The following is a 15,788-nucleotide window of genomic DNA, read 5'->3' as shown; positions in this document are numbered from 1 at the left end:
CGGGCGAGCACGTGCAGGGCATTGCGCCCTGCCCCATGCGTTCAATGGACCGTGGGTTCCGGCTATTCGGCGCGGTGACGGCGCGGGTCGATCGTGACCGCGCGGTTCCCGCCGGCCTGTTCGACGGGCGACAGACCGAGCGCCACACGGGCATCGTGCAGATAGCTGTAGTGTTCACGACTCGCTTCGAGACGCGTCGGATCGACGCTCGCGTGCACGACCGCCTCGTCTCGGCCCAGCTCGATCACCGTGTCGCCAAATGGATCGACGAGCGTGGAAAGGCCGGCGAACGTCAGGTTGCCGTCGCCGGAACCGCAGCGATTCACCATGACCGCGAACATCTGGTTCTCCATCGCGCGCGCGGCGATCGCACGGCGATGCACCGGACCGAACGGGTCCATGTTGCCGTTCGTGACGATCACCAGATCGGCATCGAGCGCACCGACGGCGCGTGCCGTCTCGGGGAATTCGATGTCGTAGCAGATCAGCAGGCCGACCGTCAGACCGTTCCAGCTGCAGGTCGCGAAGCGGTCGCCCGGTGTGAAGACGCCGACATCCGACGCCCAAAGATGCGTCTTGCGATAGCGCAGCACGATATCGCCCTGCTCGTCGACGAGCACCGTGGTGTTGTAGAACCGGCCGCCGTCGCGCTCGGCGAGGCCCACGGCCACGGCAACACCTTTTTGCCGTGCCGCGTCGCGTACCGCGGACAAGGCGGGGCCATCGAGCGGCTGCGCGACGTCGGCCACCGTGTCCCGCGTCGGGAAGCCGGACAGCGTCGTTTCGGGGAACACGATCAGCCGGGTACCGCCTGCGCTGTCGACGTGTTCGATCGTATCGATCACCTTGCGCGTGTTGTGCACGACGTCGCCGTCGACGAGCGTCAGTTGCGCGAGTTCTACCTGCATGAAGTCATCTCCTTCCAATCGCCTTTCAGTTGCAGGTCTCAGCCATGCGTGCCGAGCAAAGCGCTGCATGGTCTGCTGCGTGACGAAGTGAGGCAAATTATCGGGTTATTATTTTTGACCTGAAATTCCCCGCCAGGGTTACCTCACCGGAGGACACGATGGACTTCGAATGGCGAGATCTCGCTTTTCATCGGGAGATTGGTTCGGCCATCGATGCCCTCGATGGCCCGCATTTCTGGGCACGCCTCACGCGGGTGCTCGAACGGCACGTCGCTGTCGGCAACTGGGTCGCGCTGCGTTTCGCGCGCGACGCCGCCCCGCTCGTGCTCGCCGAACAGGCGATGCCCGACGGCAAGATCGACCTGATGTTTCAGGACTATCTGGCCGCGCTCTATCAGCTCGATCCGTTCTATCTCGCCGCGTTCGAAACGCAGTCGCCGGGCTTCTACACGCTTGCCGACGTCGCGCCGGACAACTTCCGGATGACCGAGTACTACGAGCGGTACTTCAAGAAGAACATCGTCGGCGACGAAGTGCATTTCAACGTCGTGATCGATCGCGATCACACGCTCGGCTTCTCGCTCGGCAAGACGAGCAAGTACGACGAGCGCGAAATGGCACTGCTCACGCTGTACACGCCATGGGTGCTGTCGCTGATGCAGCAGCGCTTGCGGTTCGAAACGTTCGCGGTCAAAGGCGCGTCGCGCACAGCGGAAATCGATGCGCCCGATCCGCATGCGCGCTTCGGCATGCTGACCGGAAAGAACGGGCGCGGCGCATTGACGATGCGCGAAATCGAAGTCGCAATGCTGTCGTTGAGCGGATTCTCGTCACGCGCGATCGGGGAGAAGCTGTCGATCTCGTTCGAGACCGTGCGTGCGCACAAAAAGCGTATCTACGCGAAGCTCGGCGTCGGATCGCAATCCGAGCTGTTTGCCATGTTCTACGATCGGGGACGAACGGACGAGCGCGCGTGATATCCAGCGTGGCGTTCCGGGACGGGCGATGTCGTCCACGCTCGCGCACGACAGCATGCCGACCTCCCCTTTCGCGCCGCGCGCCGGCAGCACGACACTGGTGCGCATGCCGTACGCGGACGCCGCTTCGCAACACCGCCGCTGCTCGGGTAGCGCGAACAGCTCGCCGTCCCATACGAGCGGCAACGGCAAACGTATTGACGGTGCTGCATGCGTGGTGAACGCGCCGGATTGACTGCGTGCATTCGCTTCTTCCACGCACCCGGCGGCCGGAGCCCCACGTCAGGCGCATTCTGGAATGAGCGAGTTCGTCTTTTTAATCGAGCTATTGTGATAAGAAAAGTTATCCGGATAGCATTGATAAATTTTCGAAGTGCCCGCCGTGTTACGAACAAACCAGCGCCCGGCGTTCGCAGCATTTGACCGCGCAAACCCCCGCATTCACGAAGATTCGACGCGCGTGCCCTCCCGATTGCCCGCTCGTTGACGATCACGTCGATCCCCCTGCGCCAACACCGCCACCGCGCCAGTCACCGCTGCGACCGCCACCACCCTCCCCGCATTTGTTCCCGCGACGCAAGACTGTTGCTCCATGGTGGGTGTTCGAACTCCGGCCCGACACGCCTAGAGTCTGGTCCATCGGATTCATCGATCCGGTCGGCACTGAAGCCGAATACCAGTCACCTGTCGAGGCATATCATGAGCACGTCCAAAGTCATCATCGTCACCGGCGCATCGCAAGGCATCGGTGCTGAAACGGTCAACGCATTCCGAGCCCAGGGCCATCGGGTGGTCGCGACGTCCCGGTCGATCGGGACGTCGGACGATCCCGATCTCGTCACCGTCGCGGGCGACATCGGCGATCCGGCGGTCGCGCGGCGGGTGGTCGACACCGCAATCGAGCGCTTCGGTCGGGTCGACACGCTCGTCAACAACGCCGGCGTCTTCATCGCGAAGCCGTTCACGCAATACACCGCGGACGACTATGCGGCCATCACCCGTGTGAACCTGGACGGCTTCTTCCACGTCACGCAGCGCGCGATCGCGGCGATGCAGCGGCACGGCGGCGGACACGTGGTCAGCATCACGACGAGCCTCGTCGACCACGCGAACGGCAACGTGCCGTCGGTACTCGCATCGCTGACGAAAGGCGGGCTCAATGCGGCGACGAAGTCGCTCGCGATCGAATATGCGAAGGCCGGTATCCGCGTGAACGCCGTGTCGCCCGGCATCATCAACTCGCCGATGCATGCGCCCGACACGCATGCAACGCTCGCAGCGCTGCATCCGGTCGGCCGGATGGGCGAGATGAGCGACATCGTCGGCGCGATCCTGTATCTCGATTCGGCGCCGTTCGTCACCGGCGAGATCCTGCACGTGGACGGCGGCCAGAGCGCCGGGCACTGAGCGGCAAAGTAGTGAGAACGGCCGGTGCGGATGGCGCGAGCCGGCCCGCTACCGGCTCAGCCGCGCCGTTCGCGCACCGGCCGCACGCAGCTAGCGCTTCCGCTTGCCGGGCGCCTGCTCCAGATGTTCGACGAGAAAGTCGACGAAGACGCGCACGCGCGACGACAGGTAGCGTGCATGCGGATACAGCAGCATGAACGGCCGCGACCGGCCGCCCTGGCCGGACAGCACCTCCGCGAGCGTGCCCTCCCGCAGATCCCGTTCGACGATGAAGCGGTAGGTCTGGAACAGGCCAGCACCGCTGCGCGCGAGCGTGACGCCTGCGAGGACGTCGCCCGACGTGCCGTAGCCGCCGGTCGTCGCGATTTCGAGTTCTGCCGCGCCGTCGTTGAACAGCCACGGAATCGGCCGCCCGCTGCTCGGGAGCTCGAACTGGATGCATTCGTGCGCGTGCAGATCGTCGACGGCGCGCGGCACGCCGGCGCGCTTCAGGTAGCCGGGCGTCGCGACGACGACGAGTTCGGCGTCCTCGAGCTTGCGCGCGACGAGGCTCGAGTCCGCCGGCGCACGGCCGCGGATCGCAAGGTCGAAGCCCTCCTCGGCGAAGTCGATGTTGCGGTTGCTCAGATGCGTTTCGACGCATACGTCCGGGTAGCGCTCGCGAAACGCGGGCAGCAGCGGCAGCACCCGATAGTGTCCGTACGGCGTCGGCATGCTGATGCGCAGCACGCCCGCCGGCGTTGCCTGCTGGCCCGTTGCCTCGCGCTCCGCATCGACGAGCTGAGACAGCGCATCACGGCATTGCTCGAAGTAGCGCCGTCCGGAATCGGTCAGGCGGATTTGCCGCGTGGTCCGGACGAACAGGCGTACGCCGAGACGCTCCTCGAGCCGCGCGACCGACCGGCTGACGGCGGCCGGCGTGACGCTCGCGGCCGTCGCGGCGAGCGTGAAGCTGCCGAGTTCGGCTGCCAGGCAGAACAGCTCGATGCTGCCGAGCAGGAGGTCGTCGAATTTTCGTTGCATGAAGCGGCTCCAGCGGTGTCCGGTGCTTGCGTCGTGGGACGTCGAAGCAACGAGTGTGCATGAATCCCCGGCGGCAAACCAGCGAACCGGCGAACACGGCGGGCGGCACCGGGCGGCTTCGCCGGCACGCGTTCGCGTCGTTCGATGCCGCGCGCGATTCGTTACATCGTGTGCCAAATCAATTGCGCGAACGATATTTACCGGCGCCGACCGCCTCACTAGAGTGACTGACAGACCCATCAATCATCCCCGAAGGAGAACGCGATGACGATCGAACAGAAACTGGCCGGACTCGGCTTCACGCTACCCGAACCGCCCCAACCGCTCGGCAGTTATACGGCCGTCAGCGAAGCCGGCAACCTGTTGTTCGTGTCCGGGCAACTGCCGCTCGCCGATGGCAAGGTGGCCTATACGGGCCGCGTCGGCGAACAACTGAGCGTCGATGACGGTCGGCACGCGGCGCAGCTCGCGGCGCTGAACGTGCTCGCGCAGATCGGCAAGTACCTGGGTGGGTTCGATCGACTGCATCACATCGTGCGGGTCGAGGGCCACGTCGCGTCGGCCGACGGCTTCTACGGCCAGCCGGCCGTGATCGACGGTGCCTCCGACCTGTTCGCCGCGGTGCTGGGCGACAAGGCCGGACACGCTCGCTCGGCCTTTTCCCAGCGCCAGTTGCCTGCCGACGCGGCCGTGATCCTGGTCGTGATCGCCGAAATCCGTCCGGCATAACCGGGTTGCCGCCGCCGAGACAACGGCCATTCCGACCGGTGTCTGCCCTGCCCGCCGTGAATTTTCCTCTCCGCATCGCCTTTTTAATATAAGGGGCGTATCGATGAAAAGCCTTGTCCCGCAAGGCTCGACACGATCCTGATACATTGGAATACAAAATATCGCATCCGATTTAATCGAATACGCTTGACGTGAGGCGGCGCCTCGACGAAACTGCATCGCATGCGATCGAATCGCATCTGAAAAAACCTTCAAACCTGACGGAGTGAATGATGAGCAAGATCGAAAAAGTGCTGTACACGGGCAAGACGCACACGACTTCCGGCGGCCGCGACGGCGCGGCGCGCAGTTCCGACGGCCGCCTGGACATCCAGCTGTCGTCGCCGGGCAGCGCCGGCACCGGCACCAACCCGGAACAACTGTTCGCGGCCGGCTGGTCGGCCTGCTTCATCGGCGCGATGCAGCTTGCGGCGCGCGCGGCGAAGGTGACGCTGCCGGCCGATCTCGCGGTGGACACCGAAGTGGACCTGGGCATGGGCGGCAACGCGTACTTTCTGCAGGCTCGCCTGAACGTGAGCGTGCCGGGGATCGATCGCGACGTCGTGCAGCACATCGTCGATACCGCGCATCAGACCTGCCCGTATTCGAAGGCGACGCGCGGCAACATCGATGTCGAGATCCGCATCGTCTGAGCATTGCATCGGGCGGTCAGGCGCCGCCTTCACGAATCTCCCGCTATTTTCTTGTCGAGGTAAATGATGAAAACCCAACTGATCGCTGCCCTTCTCGTTGCCGTGTCCGCCGCCGTTGCCGCCCCGGCCTTTGCCAGTGAAGCCGTCGTGACGCGTGCACAAGTGCGTGCCGAGCTCGTCCAGCTGCAGCAAGCCGGTTATGTGCCGGGCCGCGCGAACGATCCGCACTATCCGGACGACCTGCAGGCCGCGCTGACGCGTATCCACGCCAACGACACCGTCGCGGCCGATACGGCGACGTCCGGTTATGGCAGCGACGCCGCCGCCGTCACGCAGTCGGGCAGCCGTGCCGTCACGCGTGTCGCCGAGCGCTCGATCTACTTCGGCCATTGAACGAAACCGCGACCGACATTGATTGCCGGCGTGCCCGGACAACCCTGAATACGCTCTTTTCTATCGAGGTGAATGATGAAGACTCAACTGATTGCAGCCCTGCTCGTCGCCGTGTCGGCTTCCGTTGCCGCACCGGCCTTCGCAACCGAAAGCACCGTGACGCGCGCGCAGGTGCGGGCGGAGCTGGCCGCGCTCCAGCAGGCCGGCTATTTGCCGAATCGCCCGAACGATCCGAACTACCCGGACAACCTGCAGGCAGCGCTGAAGCGGGTTCGCGACAACGGCGCGACGGCGGCCGACACGCAGTCAGCCGGTTATGGCAGCAACGCCGACGGCGCGACGCAATCCGGCGGTCGCAGCGCGATTAGCATGGCCGAGCGCTCGATCTATTTCGGTCATTGAACGTCACGACGAAATCGGCGATACCGTCCGTCAAATAAAGCGCATGCGATGTAATCGCGTGCGCTTTTTGTTTGTCTGCAACCTGCGCGACCGATCGCGTCTATGCTGTGCGACGGACGGCGTTCAATCAAGGAGCATTCGATGCAGGAAGCAACGGCGGGACACGAAGAAGGCGGATCGCATCCGCTCGACAACGCCGTATGGCATGCGCTCGCCGGCGAGCAGCACCGTTTTGCGCTCGGCGACGCGCGTGCGCGGCGGTTTCCACCGGCGCTCGCGCCATTTGCCGGCATGGCCGACCGCAGCCCGGCCGCGTTCGACGCGTTGCGCGGACTGATCGACGCCTACGGGCCGGCGGCACTGTTCTCGCCGGACGAGATCCCGACGCCGGCCGGTCTTTCGGTAGTCCGGCGTGCGACGCTGCATCAGATGATCTGGCAGGGAGCGCTCGACGCCGCCGATCCTTCGGAGCATGTGCCGCTGACCGAAGCCGACGTGCCGGAGATGCTCGCGCTGATCGCGGCGACGGAACCCGGCCCGTTCGGCCCGCGTACGGTCGAATTCGGCGGCTATATCGGTGTGCGCAGGCAGGGCCGGCTCGTCGCGATGACCGGTCAGCGGCTGAGGGCCGGCGGCCATGCGGAGATCAGCGCCGTGTGCGTGGATGCCGCGTTTCGGGGCCAGGGCCTCGCGGGCCGACTGATCCGGTCATTGATCGCGACCATCCGCGCGCGGGCGGAAACGCCATTCCTGCACGTGCTCACGTCGAATCACGTCGCGATCGAGCGCTATCGGGCACTCGGCTTCGTGACGCGCCGCGACATGCATTTGCTGGTGCTGGAGCGTGAGGAGACCCGGACGGGCCAGCCTGAGAGCCGGCCGTAACGGCCGCGTCGCGGCGGTGCGTCGGACGCGATCGCCGGACGCGTGCGGAAATTGCGGCAATGGCCGGCGGCAGGTGCGCCGCCGGCTCGTGTCTATTCGTCGATCGAATCGATCAGGTTGCCGCGCAGCGTGACGATCGCCTTCTGCATCTTCGCGAATTCGTCGGGCTTCAACCCGGTGGCTTCGACGAGGTCCATGTCGAGCCCCTTCTCGCGCACGCGGCGGCCGCTTTTCGTCAGGCTCACGAGCACCTGGCGCTCGTCCGACGGATCGCGGTGCCGCTCCAGATAGCCCATCGCCTCGAGTTTCTTCAGGATCGGCGTCAGCGTGTTCGATTCGAGGAACAGCTTTTCACCGAGCTGCCCGACCGTCTGGTTGCCCTCCTCCCACAGCGCAATGATCGTGATGTATTGCGTGTACGTGAGGCCGAGCTCTTCGAGGATCGGCTTGTATGCCTTGCCGAACGCGAGGTTCGTCGAGTAGATCGCAAAACACAGGAACTCGGACAGTTTCGGCGTGGCGGGCGATGGTGCTTCAGTCGGTTTCATGAGCGTCCTCCCTCGACACGGGATCGTGTCGCAGATGAACCGATTATATATCGCGTGCGATCTTATCGGAAGCATGATTATCGTTTCCGATCTACAGGATGCGATTCGCGCGGCGCCCGCCCGCGCTTGTATGTTCAGTACTGGCTGTCGTTCCGGCCCCGGCGGGTGCCGACCCGCTGCCGGCTGATCGACAGCAGTGAACACTGCACCGGATGGGCGATTTCGGTCGCGAGGCCGCCCGCGGCGAACAGCAGGATCATCAGCCAGCGTTTCATGCGTCCTCCACGACCGAAAGGCTCGCACCGTTGGCGACCGTGGCTTCGAGCGCGTACGGATCGACGCCCTCGAGGCAGCCGAGATTGACGCGCCAGCACGCGGGATCCTTGCGAGTCTGGTGGAACGGATAGATGCCGCACTGGCTGCAGAAAAAGTGGTGGGCCGTGCGTGTGTTGAACCGGTAGCTCGTCAGCGCGCCCTCGCCTGCGACGATCTTCAGTTCGCTTGCGTCGAACATCGGGCTCATCAGCGCGCCGCGGCGGCGGCAGAGGCTGCAGTTGCAGCGGACCGCCGGCGCAAGCGCCGTCCGGACTTCGAATTTCACGGCGCCGCAATGGCAGGATCCGTTGAACCATGTAGCAGACATGTCGTGCTCCTCAGGAGGTCATGTCTGCTTTATAGCGGGCCCGGGCCCATGCTTTGTATCGCGCTGTATCCGCGCGGCGTGCGGATACAGAACATTGCAATTTTGTGCCCGGCACCGCGCGTTGCGGTGGCATTGCGGCGCATTGGCCCAGCGCCGGTGCGCGCGGCGCGGGCCCGGGAATCAGTCCAGCACGTGCTGCAACCGCGCGATAGCCGCTCGCGTCTCGCGCTCGAGCGTCGCGAACAGCTCGGCCGCCGGCAGCGACCGGACGAGGGGCGCCGCCTGCCCGGCCCACTGCGCACCGTAGCCGAACTCGCCTTTCGCCTTCGCGGCCGCATGCAGTGCCTTGCCGGCGTCGTACGCGATCGGATAGGCCGGCGTGGCCGGTGCGTGCGGATCGTCGCCGAGCGCGGTCAGCCGGTTCGCGAGGCCGCGCGCGATCCGCCCGGAGATCGCGCTCGTGAACGTCGTGCGGCGCGCCGCGTCGCCGAGGATCGCGTGGCGATAGCCGTCGTCGATCGATGTCTCCGGGCACGCGACGAAGGCGGTGCCGAGCTGCGCGGCCTGCGCGCCGAGCGCGAGCGCCGCGGCGATGCCGTCGCCGTCCATGATGCCGCCGGCGGCGATCACCGGCAGCGCGCATTCGCGCACGATCAGGCGCGTGAGCGCGAACGTGCCGAGCCGATCGTCGTGCACCGTCGAGTCGAACACGCCACGGTGCCCGCCGGCCTCGATGCCCTGCGCGACGATCGCATCGATGCCGGCCGCGGCGATCTGCCGGGCTTCGTCGGGATTCGTCGCGGCCGCGAACAGCGTGACGCCCGCGCGCTTCAACATCGCGATTGCCTCGTCGGACGGCAACCCGAAATGAAAGCTCACGACGGCCGGTTTTTCTTCGACCAGCATCGCGAGCATCGCATCGTCCGCGACGAAGCTCGTATAGATCTCCGACAGCGACGCCGGCGGCGTCGCGCCCTGTTCGTGGAATGCGGGCGCGAGCCAGTCGAGCCACGCGCGTTCGACGGCAGCGTCGGCACGGGCCGGCTGGTGGCAGAACAGGTTGATGTTGAACGGCCGGTCGGTGAGCGCGCGCGTGTCGCGGATCATCTTGCGCGCGCCGTCGGCGTTCGTCGCGCCGACGCCGAGCGAGCCGAGCCCGCCCGCGTTCGACACGGCTGCCGCCAGCGCGGGCGTGCTGACGCCGGCCATCGGCGCCTGGATGATCGGGGTGCGGATGCCGAGCGTGCGCAACAGCGTCCGGTTGTCGGTCGAGGGAATCATGTCGTGCGTCTCCTGTGGGCGGCGCGAACGCAAACGGGGAGCGTGCCGCGGGTGGCACGCGGGGGGGCCGGCGTGCCGGCGTTTCAGAAATCCAGCGCTCAGGATAGCGGACCGGGAAACCGCCTCCAAGTCTGCCGAACGGCAGATGCCCCGTCGCGCCGCTTCGTGAAATACTGCGGCCACGCGTCCTTCCGGAACCTCGAGATGACCGACATGCCTGCCGTACCCTCGTTCCTTTGCCTGGTCACGCGTTGCGCGCTGACGTGCATCGCCGCGTTGCTGGTCGCCGGGCCGGTGACGGCCGCCTTTGCCGCGGACGTGCCGGCGGCCCACGTCCCGCAGCGCATCCTGTTCGTCGGCGACAGCCTCACACACGGCCGTTACGCGCCCGTGCGTTCGTACGGCGCAATGCGCACCGGCGGCCAGGGCGTCGCCGGCACCGCGCAGGTCGTCGACGAAAACTTCGGGCGGACCGATGCCCGCGCGGAACGCGAGCCGGGCCCGTGGGGCGGAATTCCGGGTATCTTCGCGCGCCTTGCCGTCGAAGCCGGGCTCGACTACGACGTGCACCTCGAGGCGATGTCGGCGACGAGTCTCGCGAAACATGACCGCGTTGCATCGGACGTGATCGATCGGCCCGCGTGGGATGTGGTCGTCCTGCAGGAACTGAGCGTCAAGCCGCTGCCGTTCGCGCTCACGCACAGCCGCGCGAGCGATCCGGCCGGTTTCTGCGCGAGCGTCGCGAAGCTGGCGCGCGGCATTCGTGCGGCGGCGCTGCAAGCGCGTGTCTATCTGTATGAAACCTGGCCGCGCGCCGATCTCGCGAAAGCGCTCGCGGGCGAGCCGGGCAGTGACGGTTTTCATGCACGCTACGTCGAGCGTCTCGCCGAGATCGTCGCCGCGTATCGCGATGCTTTTGATCGCGCGCGCCGCACCGATCCGTCGATCGCCGCGGTCGCGCCGGTCGGCCGCGCGTGGCAGCGTGCATGGGCGACCGGTGTTGCCGATCCCGACCCGTATGTGCCGTCCGGCGCGCCGCTGCTGTGGTACGGCATGCATGCGCAGAACGACCCGCCAATCTCGCGGCCCGATTATCTGCATCCGGGCGCACCGGGCGCTTACCTGAGCGCGCTCGTGCTGTTCCAGCAGATCGCCGGCGTGGACGTCCGCACCTTCGGCCCGCGCGAGCAAGCGGCCGCGCAGCTCGGCATCGCGCCCGACCTGGCGGCAAGGTTGCAGGCTGTTGCGTCCGATACGGTCCGGGATGAACGGGGCGACGCCGCGGTCCATGCCGGTGCGACCGCGACGGCCGGACGTTCCGATCCGTGCGCGTCGCGATGACCGGCAACGTGCTCGCCCGATGCGTTCCATCGATCGACGGACGCCGACGAACGCGGGAGCCAGGCCCGCGGCTCCGTTGTGCGACGCCGGCCGATCTGGCCGACACCGAACCGCGCGCTACGGCATCACGGACGCCAGACACGCGCCACTTCACCCATGGTTTTCCCTGCCCTCGTGTTCCCGCAGCGGCCGCCGCACCGTCCGACGCCCGTCCCACGGGCGTTCCGCAGCCTTTCTGCGCAGGAAAGGATGCTTGAGGCATCCGCAATTATCGCGCCGCGCAAATTCGCCCACCATGTTTCGGACGATCGGCGTCACCCGCGCATCCGGCCTTTCACGGGCCTGGCGGGCACGTGCGTCGCGTCGTGCGACCGGGCCCGCAACGCCGGCCGCGAATGGCCGGGCGTCGCGCCACGGCAAATCGATAATCAGGAGACACGATGAACAGCCAATCCCTCGACCTTGGCGGCACCGCGGGTGGACCCGCGTCCGCCGTACCGCCCGCGGCCCGGGCCGGCGCCGATGCGACGGCCCTGCCCGCCCGCGGCATCACGCTCGGCGAATTCATGGACGACCTGCCGGTCGGCGCGCTGCACCGGTTCGTCGTCTGGGTGATCGGCATCGGGCTGTTCTTCGACATGTACGAGATCTTCCTCGTCAGCACGATCGGTTCCGCGTTGCAGAACGAATACGGGCTGAGCCGGCAAAGCGCCGATTTCAAGCTGCTGCTGGCATCGGCATTCATCGGGATGTTCGTCGGCGCGATGTGTCTCGGCAGCCTCGCGGACCGCATCGGCCGGCGCAAGGCATTCCTGATGACGCTCGTCTGGTACAGCGCGTTTTCGCTGATCGGCGCGTTCTCGGTGAATGCCGACATGCTGGTGGCATGCCGATTCCTGACGGGCATCGGTGTCGGCGCGATCTACCCGGTCGCCGACAGCTTCCTGTCGGAAATCCTGCCGAGGGAAAAACGCGGGCGGCTCGCCGCGTGGGCCTATACGACTTCATACGTCGCGGTGCCGCTGGTCGGCTTCCTCGCGCTCTGGCTGAACCCGCTTCACATCGCGGGCGTGGCCGGCTGGCGCATCATCCTCGCGATCGGCAGCCTCGGCGCCGTATACGTGCTGCTGATCCAGCACCGGCTGCCGGAGAGCCCGCGCTGGCTGCTCGCGCAGGGCCGCACGGCGGAGGCGCATGCCGCGGCGCGGCGCTTCGCGGACAGCGCCGGCGTGCGCGTGCCCGAGCAGTTCGCGGCGTCGGCCGAACCGCAGCGGCCGCTGAGTCTCGGCGAGCGCATCGCGCTGCTGCGCCGCCGGCCCTACGGTGCGCGCTACCTGATGCTCGCGGTGTTCCACCTGTTCCAGGGCTTCGGCTATTACGGCTTCGGCACGCTCGCGGGCACGGTCGTCAAGAGCCGCGGTTTCGACGTGACGGACAGCACGCTGTTCATTGCGCTGTCGTTCATCGGTTATCCAATCGGCTCGCTGCTGTCGATTCCGTTGTTGAACTGGATCGAGCGGCGCACGCTCGTGATCGTGTCGATCCTGTCGATCGCCGCGTTCGGGCTGTGCTTCGCGTATTCGGGCAATACGGCGCTGATCGTCTGCTTCGGTTTCCTGACGACCTGCGCGTCGAACGTGTTCAGCAACGCCTATCACGTGTACCAGGCGGAGATTTTCCCGGCGCGTGTACGCTCGACCGCGATCGGCAGCACGTACGCACTGTCGCGCATCGTCAGCGGCGCGCTGCCGTTCGTGCTGCTACCGGTGCTGGTCGCACACGGCGCGGGTGCGATGTTCGGCGCGATATCGGTCGCGCTCGGCATCGTTGCCGTCACGTTGCGCGTGCTCGGGCCGCTGACCACGCGGCGCAGCCAGGACGACATCAACCCGGTATGACGCGACGCGCTGCCCGGGGCGTGCGCATGCGTGCCCCGGCGTGCATCGCGCGTGCGGCGCGTTCCGCTCGTTCAGCGTGCCGACATGAAATCGAACAGCTTCGCGATGTCGGTGGTCAGCACGGTGCCGGCCTTCACGCCGACCCACAGCGTGCGCGTCGCCCACGCGTCGTCGAGCTTCACGACCCCGAGCCGCGCCGCGCGCTCGCCGGTCACCGCGTCGCGCGGCAGCACGCCGATCCCGAGCCCGGCCTCGATCATCCGGCTCACACCGTCGAAATTCGATACCTGGATGCGCAGCTTCAGCGAGCGCTCGGCCGCGAACGCGGCGTCGGTCATCCGAGCGAGCAGCGAGCTGCCGTCGCTCAGGCCGACGTAGTCTTCGTCGAGCGTATCCGCGAAGCGGATGCTGTCGTGCGCGGCGAAGCGATGCCCGCGCGGCACGAGCAGCACGAGCTCGTCGCGCCGGTACAGCCGCCGTTCGATGCCGGGTGCGGGCACGTTGTCCGCGAACACGCCGAGATCGGCCTTGCCGGACCCGAGCGCGTCGACGATCTCGTGGCTCAGCCGCTCCTCGAGACTGACCTTGATGCCGGGGTTGTCGGTGAGGAACGCGGCGAGATCGGCCGGCAGGAACTGGACGATGGCCGACGTGTTGGTCCACACGTGAATGTGGCCGCGCACGCCGGCGACGTAGTCGCTCATCTCGTGCGCCATCCGGTTGACCTGCTCGATGACCTTCGCCGCATGGTCGAGCAGCGCGCGGCCCGCCGGCGTCAGCTCGACGCCGCGCGCATGCCGCACGAACAGCGCGCTGCCGGTCACGCTCTCGAGCTCGGCGATTCGCTTGCTGACCGCGGACAGCGTGAGCTGGCCGTGTTCGGCCGCCTTGGTCAGGCTGCCGTGCTCGGCGACGAGCGCGAACACGCGCAGCGACTGCAGATCGAAATGAAGCGGGTTCACCATGATGAGGTCCTGGGGAAAGCCATGCTGCGTGGACGAACGACGCCGGCCCGGCCTGATGCCGATCATACGCCCGGCCGCGCGCGGCGCGAATCGATGCGAATTCGTGCGAATCGGTGCAATACGGCGCGCTCAGCGCGGCGCGACCGCCTGCAACGCGGCGAGCATCGCGCTGTCGGGTGTCGCGAGATCGTCGAGCACCGTGAAGTGCTGCATGCCGGTCAGCCAGGCGCGCGCGATCCGCTCGCCGGCCGCCTCGCATGCGTGCGCGTATTCGTGGGCCTGGCGCACGAGCTCCGGCAACTCGGCCGCGCCGACCGCGACGACGGTCGGCGCGCCGGGCCCGATATGACGCAGCGGGCTGTACGCGGCGATTTCGTGCGCGGTGAGCTGCAGCCTGTCGTCGAGCACGCACAGCGAGATCGGTTCGAGATCGACGAGCGGGCTGATCGCGAGCGCCGACACGACGGCCGGATGCGCGCGATGCACGGCAGTCAGGTGGCCGCCCGCCGAATGACCGCTCAGGTGGATCGGCCGCCGTGCGGTGCCGATGCCGTCGGGATCGGTCGAGAGGTAGTCGAGCAACGCGCCGATCTCGCCGACGATGTCGGTCATCGATGCGGCCGGGGCAAGCGTGTATTCCGCGAGCACGACGTCGAAGCCGCGCGCGAGCGGCCCGGCCGCTGCATACGCGAAATCCTCTTTCGCGCAGTGCTGCCAGTAGCCGCCGTGAATGAACACGAACAGCGGCGCGTCGGGCCGGCCGCAGCGCAACCAGTCGAAGCGCTGCGCGGGGCGCGCGCCGTAACGCAGGTCGCGCTGCCCGGGCGTCGCGTCGTAAAGCGCCCTGCTGCGCGCCTGGCACGATGCGAGCACGGCCGGGAAATCGGCAACGGCCTTCGTGTTGAGGTAGGCGGCGTCGAGCGCCGCGCGGTCCATGCCGCGATAGAGGATCGTCATTCGGGAAGCGTCCGGTCGGATAGGCGAATACGCGGATAGGCGGATTACGCGGGACATTCGCGGTGCCCGCGGTGCCCGCGGCGAAGGCGCCGGACGGGCCAGCGCCGTTGCACCATTATCCGCAGCGTGACCGGGGCCGGCTATCCGGAATCGGCGGCTGCGGCGTGCGCCTGTCCGCTTTCGGCGGAGGACTGCCGCTTGGCGCGCACGTCTTGCCGGCCCGCGAGCAAGCGGGCGGATCGGCGCGACTAAGCAGTATGACTAAGCAGTACGACAAAGCGGCACGACAAAGCGGCACGACAAAGCGGCACGACAAAGCGCACGACGAGCACCGCTCAGATCAATTCGGAGATCTCGATCAGGTTCAGGTCCGGGTCGCGCACGTACACCGACCGGATCTTCTGCGTCGCCCCGGTGCGTTCGACGGGCCCTTCGACGATCGGCCATTCGACGCGTTGCAGATGCGCGATCACGTCGTCGAGCGGCACCGACGCGATGAAGCACAGATCGAGCGCGCCGGGCGCCGGCACGTGCGCCTTCGGCTCGAACTCCGCGCCGCGCACGTGCAGGTTGATCTTCTGGTTGCCGAAGCGGAACGCGAGCCGGCCCGCGCCGAAGGTTTCGAGCTGCATTTGCAGCACTTCCGTATAGAAATGCTTCGTCCGCTCCGGATCGACGCAAGTCAGTACGAGATGGTCGAGGTGGTCAATCAGCGCCATGTGATTCGCTCCTGTTGACG

At 66.9% G+C, this 15,788-nt stretch carries 18 protein-coding genes and 1 pseudogene; 9 read left to right on the top strand and 10 right to left on the bottom strand.

The genetic code is table 11. The features are described 5' to 3' along the window. Positions 1 to 62 precede the first annotated feature (62 nt). Positions 63 to 908, bottom strand: coding sequence for a carbon-nitrogen hydrolase family protein (locus LMA02_RS08585; RefSeq protein ID WP_228904260.1), 846 nt, complete (start codon positions 906 to 908; stop codon positions 63 to 65). A gap of 158 nt (positions 909 to 1,066) precedes the next feature. Between LMA02_RS08585 and LMA02_RS08580 the strand changes: the two genes are divergently transcribed. Continuing rightward, the gene (locus LMA02_RS08580) at positions 1,067 to 1,885 is read left to right on the top strand and encodes a response regulator transcription factor (protein ID WP_228904258.1); all 819 of its coding nucleotides are present in this window, start codon (positions 1,067 to 1,069) and stop codon (positions 1,883 to 1,885) included. Positions 1,886 to 1,978: 93 nt separating this feature from the next. Here LMA02_RS08580 and LMA02_RS35510 read toward each other — a convergent pair. Then, positions 1,979 to 2,143 (bottom strand): annotated as a pseudogene (locus LMA02_RS35510) (hypothetical protein); the annotation flags it as partial. 441 nt (positions 2,144 to 2,584) lie between these two features. On the opposite strand from LMA02_RS35510, the gene LMA02_RS08570 reads away from it, so the two are divergent. After that, positions 2,585 to 3,292: an SDR family NAD(P)-dependent oxidoreductase gene (locus LMA02_RS08570; protein ID WP_228904254.1), complete on the top strand. Its 708-nt coding sequence runs from the start codon at positions 2,585 to 2,587 to the stop codon at positions 3,290 to 3,292. 90 nt (positions 3,293 to 3,382) lie between these two features. On the opposite strand, the gene LMA02_RS08565 is transcribed toward LMA02_RS08570, so the two are convergent. Further along, a complete protein-coding gene (locus LMA02_RS08565; RefSeq protein ID WP_228904252.1) occupies positions 3,383 to 4,315 on the bottom strand; it encodes a LysR family transcriptional regulator in 933 nt (310 codons plus the stop codon). Between the two features lie 264 nt (positions 4,316 to 4,579). On the opposite strand from LMA02_RS08565, the gene LMA02_RS08560 reads away from it, so the two are divergent. The 5 genes from LMA02_RS08560 to LMA02_RS08540 all read left to right on the top strand — a co-directional run bounded on the left by LMA02_RS08560 (position 4,580) and on the right by LMA02_RS08540 (position 7,416). Continuing rightward, on the top strand, positions 4,580 to 5,044 hold the full coding sequence (locus tag LMA02_RS08560) for a RidA family protein (RefSeq protein ID WP_228904249.1): 465 nt from the start codon (positions 4,580 to 4,582) through the stop codon (positions 5,042 to 5,044). Positions 5,045 to 5,316: 272 nt separating this feature from the next. Further along, positions 5,317 to 5,736: an organic hydroperoxide resistance protein gene (locus LMA02_RS08555; RefSeq protein ID WP_228904244.1), complete on the top strand. Its 420-nt coding sequence runs from the start codon at positions 5,317 to 5,319 to the stop codon at positions 5,734 to 5,736. Positions 5,737 to 5,802: 66 nt separating this feature from the next. Next, on the top strand, positions 5,803 to 6,129 hold the full coding sequence (locus tag LMA02_RS08550; RefSeq protein WP_166723568.1) for a DUF4148 domain-containing protein: 327 nt from the start codon (positions 5,803 to 5,805) through the stop codon (positions 6,127 to 6,129). 72 nt (positions 6,130 to 6,201) lie between these two features. Continuing rightward, entirely contained in the window at positions 6,202 to 6,531 is a 330-nt protein-coding gene (locus LMA02_RS08545; protein WP_228904242.1) for a DUF4148 domain-containing protein, read from the top strand. 141 nt (positions 6,532 to 6,672) lie between these two features. After that, the gene (locus LMA02_RS08540; protein ID WP_228904240.1) at positions 6,673 to 7,416 is read left to right on the top strand and encodes a GNAT family N-acetyltransferase; all 744 of its coding nucleotides are present in this window, start codon (positions 6,673 to 6,675) and stop codon (positions 7,414 to 7,416) included. A 92-nt stretch (positions 7,417 to 7,508) separates the two neighbouring features. Here the strand turns inward: LMA02_RS08540 and LMA02_RS08535 are convergent, their stop codons facing one another. The 4 genes from LMA02_RS08535 to LMA02_RS08520 all read right to left on the bottom strand — a co-directional run bounded on the left by LMA02_RS08535 (position 7,509) and on the right by LMA02_RS08520 (position 9,888). Next, positions 7,509 to 7,964, bottom strand: a complete 456-nt coding sequence (locus LMA02_RS08535) for a MarR family winged helix-turn-helix transcriptional regulator (protein WP_006754188.1) — start codon at positions 7,962 to 7,964, stop codon at positions 7,509 to 7,511. Between the two features lie 134 nt (positions 7,965 to 8,098). After that, entirely contained in the window at positions 8,099 to 8,239 is a 141-nt protein-coding gene (locus LMA02_RS08530) for a hypothetical protein (RefSeq protein ID WP_166723572.1), read from the bottom strand. Then, a complete protein-coding gene (locus LMA02_RS08525) occupies positions 8,236 to 8,607 on the bottom strand; it encodes a GFA family protein (protein WP_228904238.1) in 372 nt (123 codons plus the stop codon). The genes LMA02_RS08530 and LMA02_RS08525 overlap by 4 nt, the downstream gene beginning before the upstream one ends. Before the next feature lie 180 nt (positions 8,608 to 8,787). Beyond that, entirely contained in the window at positions 8,788 to 9,888 is a 1,101-nt protein-coding gene (locus LMA02_RS08520) for an NAD(P)H-dependent flavin oxidoreductase (protein WP_228904236.1), read from the bottom strand. 213 nt (positions 9,889 to 10,101) lie between these two features. Here LMA02_RS08520 and LMA02_RS08515 point away from each other — a divergent pair, with 213 nt between their 5' ends. After that, positions 10,102 to 11,229, top strand: a complete 1,128-nt coding sequence (locus LMA02_RS08515; protein WP_228904234.1) for a hypothetical protein — start codon at positions 10,102 to 10,104, stop codon at positions 11,227 to 11,229. A 440-nt stretch (positions 11,230 to 11,669) separates the two neighbouring features. Beyond that, positions 11,670 to 13,127, top strand: a complete 1,458-nt coding sequence (locus LMA02_RS08510) for an MFS transporter (protein WP_228904232.1) — start codon at positions 11,670 to 11,672, stop codon at positions 13,125 to 13,127. Between the two features lie 71 nt (positions 13,128 to 13,198). Here the strand turns inward: LMA02_RS08510 and LMA02_RS08505 are convergent, their stop codons facing one another. From LMA02_RS08505 to LMA02_RS08495, 3 genes are all read right to left on the bottom strand, one after another. Then, the gene (locus tag LMA02_RS08505) at positions 13,199 to 14,092 is read right to left on the bottom strand and encodes a LysR family transcriptional regulator (RefSeq protein WP_166723577.1); all 894 of its coding nucleotides are present in this window, start codon (positions 14,090 to 14,092) and stop codon (positions 13,199 to 13,201) included. Between the two features lie 129 nt (positions 14,093 to 14,221). Beyond that, entirely contained in the window at positions 14,222 to 15,049 is an 828-nt protein-coding gene (locus tag LMA02_RS08500) for an alpha/beta hydrolase (protein ID WP_228904230.1), read from the bottom strand. Between the two features lie 335 nt (positions 15,050 to 15,384). Continuing rightward, on the bottom strand, positions 15,385 to 15,768 hold the full coding sequence (locus LMA02_RS08495; protein ID WP_228904225.1) for a VOC family protein: 384 nt from the start codon (positions 15,766 to 15,768) through the stop codon (positions 15,385 to 15,387). Positions 15,769 to 15,788: the final 20 nt, after the last annotated feature.

The sequence above is a fragment of the Burkholderia sp. B21-005 genome, from assembly GCF_020843965.1.
Taxonomy (GTDB): Bacteria; Pseudomonadota; Gammaproteobacteria; order Burkholderiales; family Burkholderiaceae; genus Burkholderia; species Burkholderia ambifaria.
The sequence above is the reverse complement of the archived record's forward strand: the minus strand, read 5'-3'. Positions and strand labels throughout refer to the sequence as shown.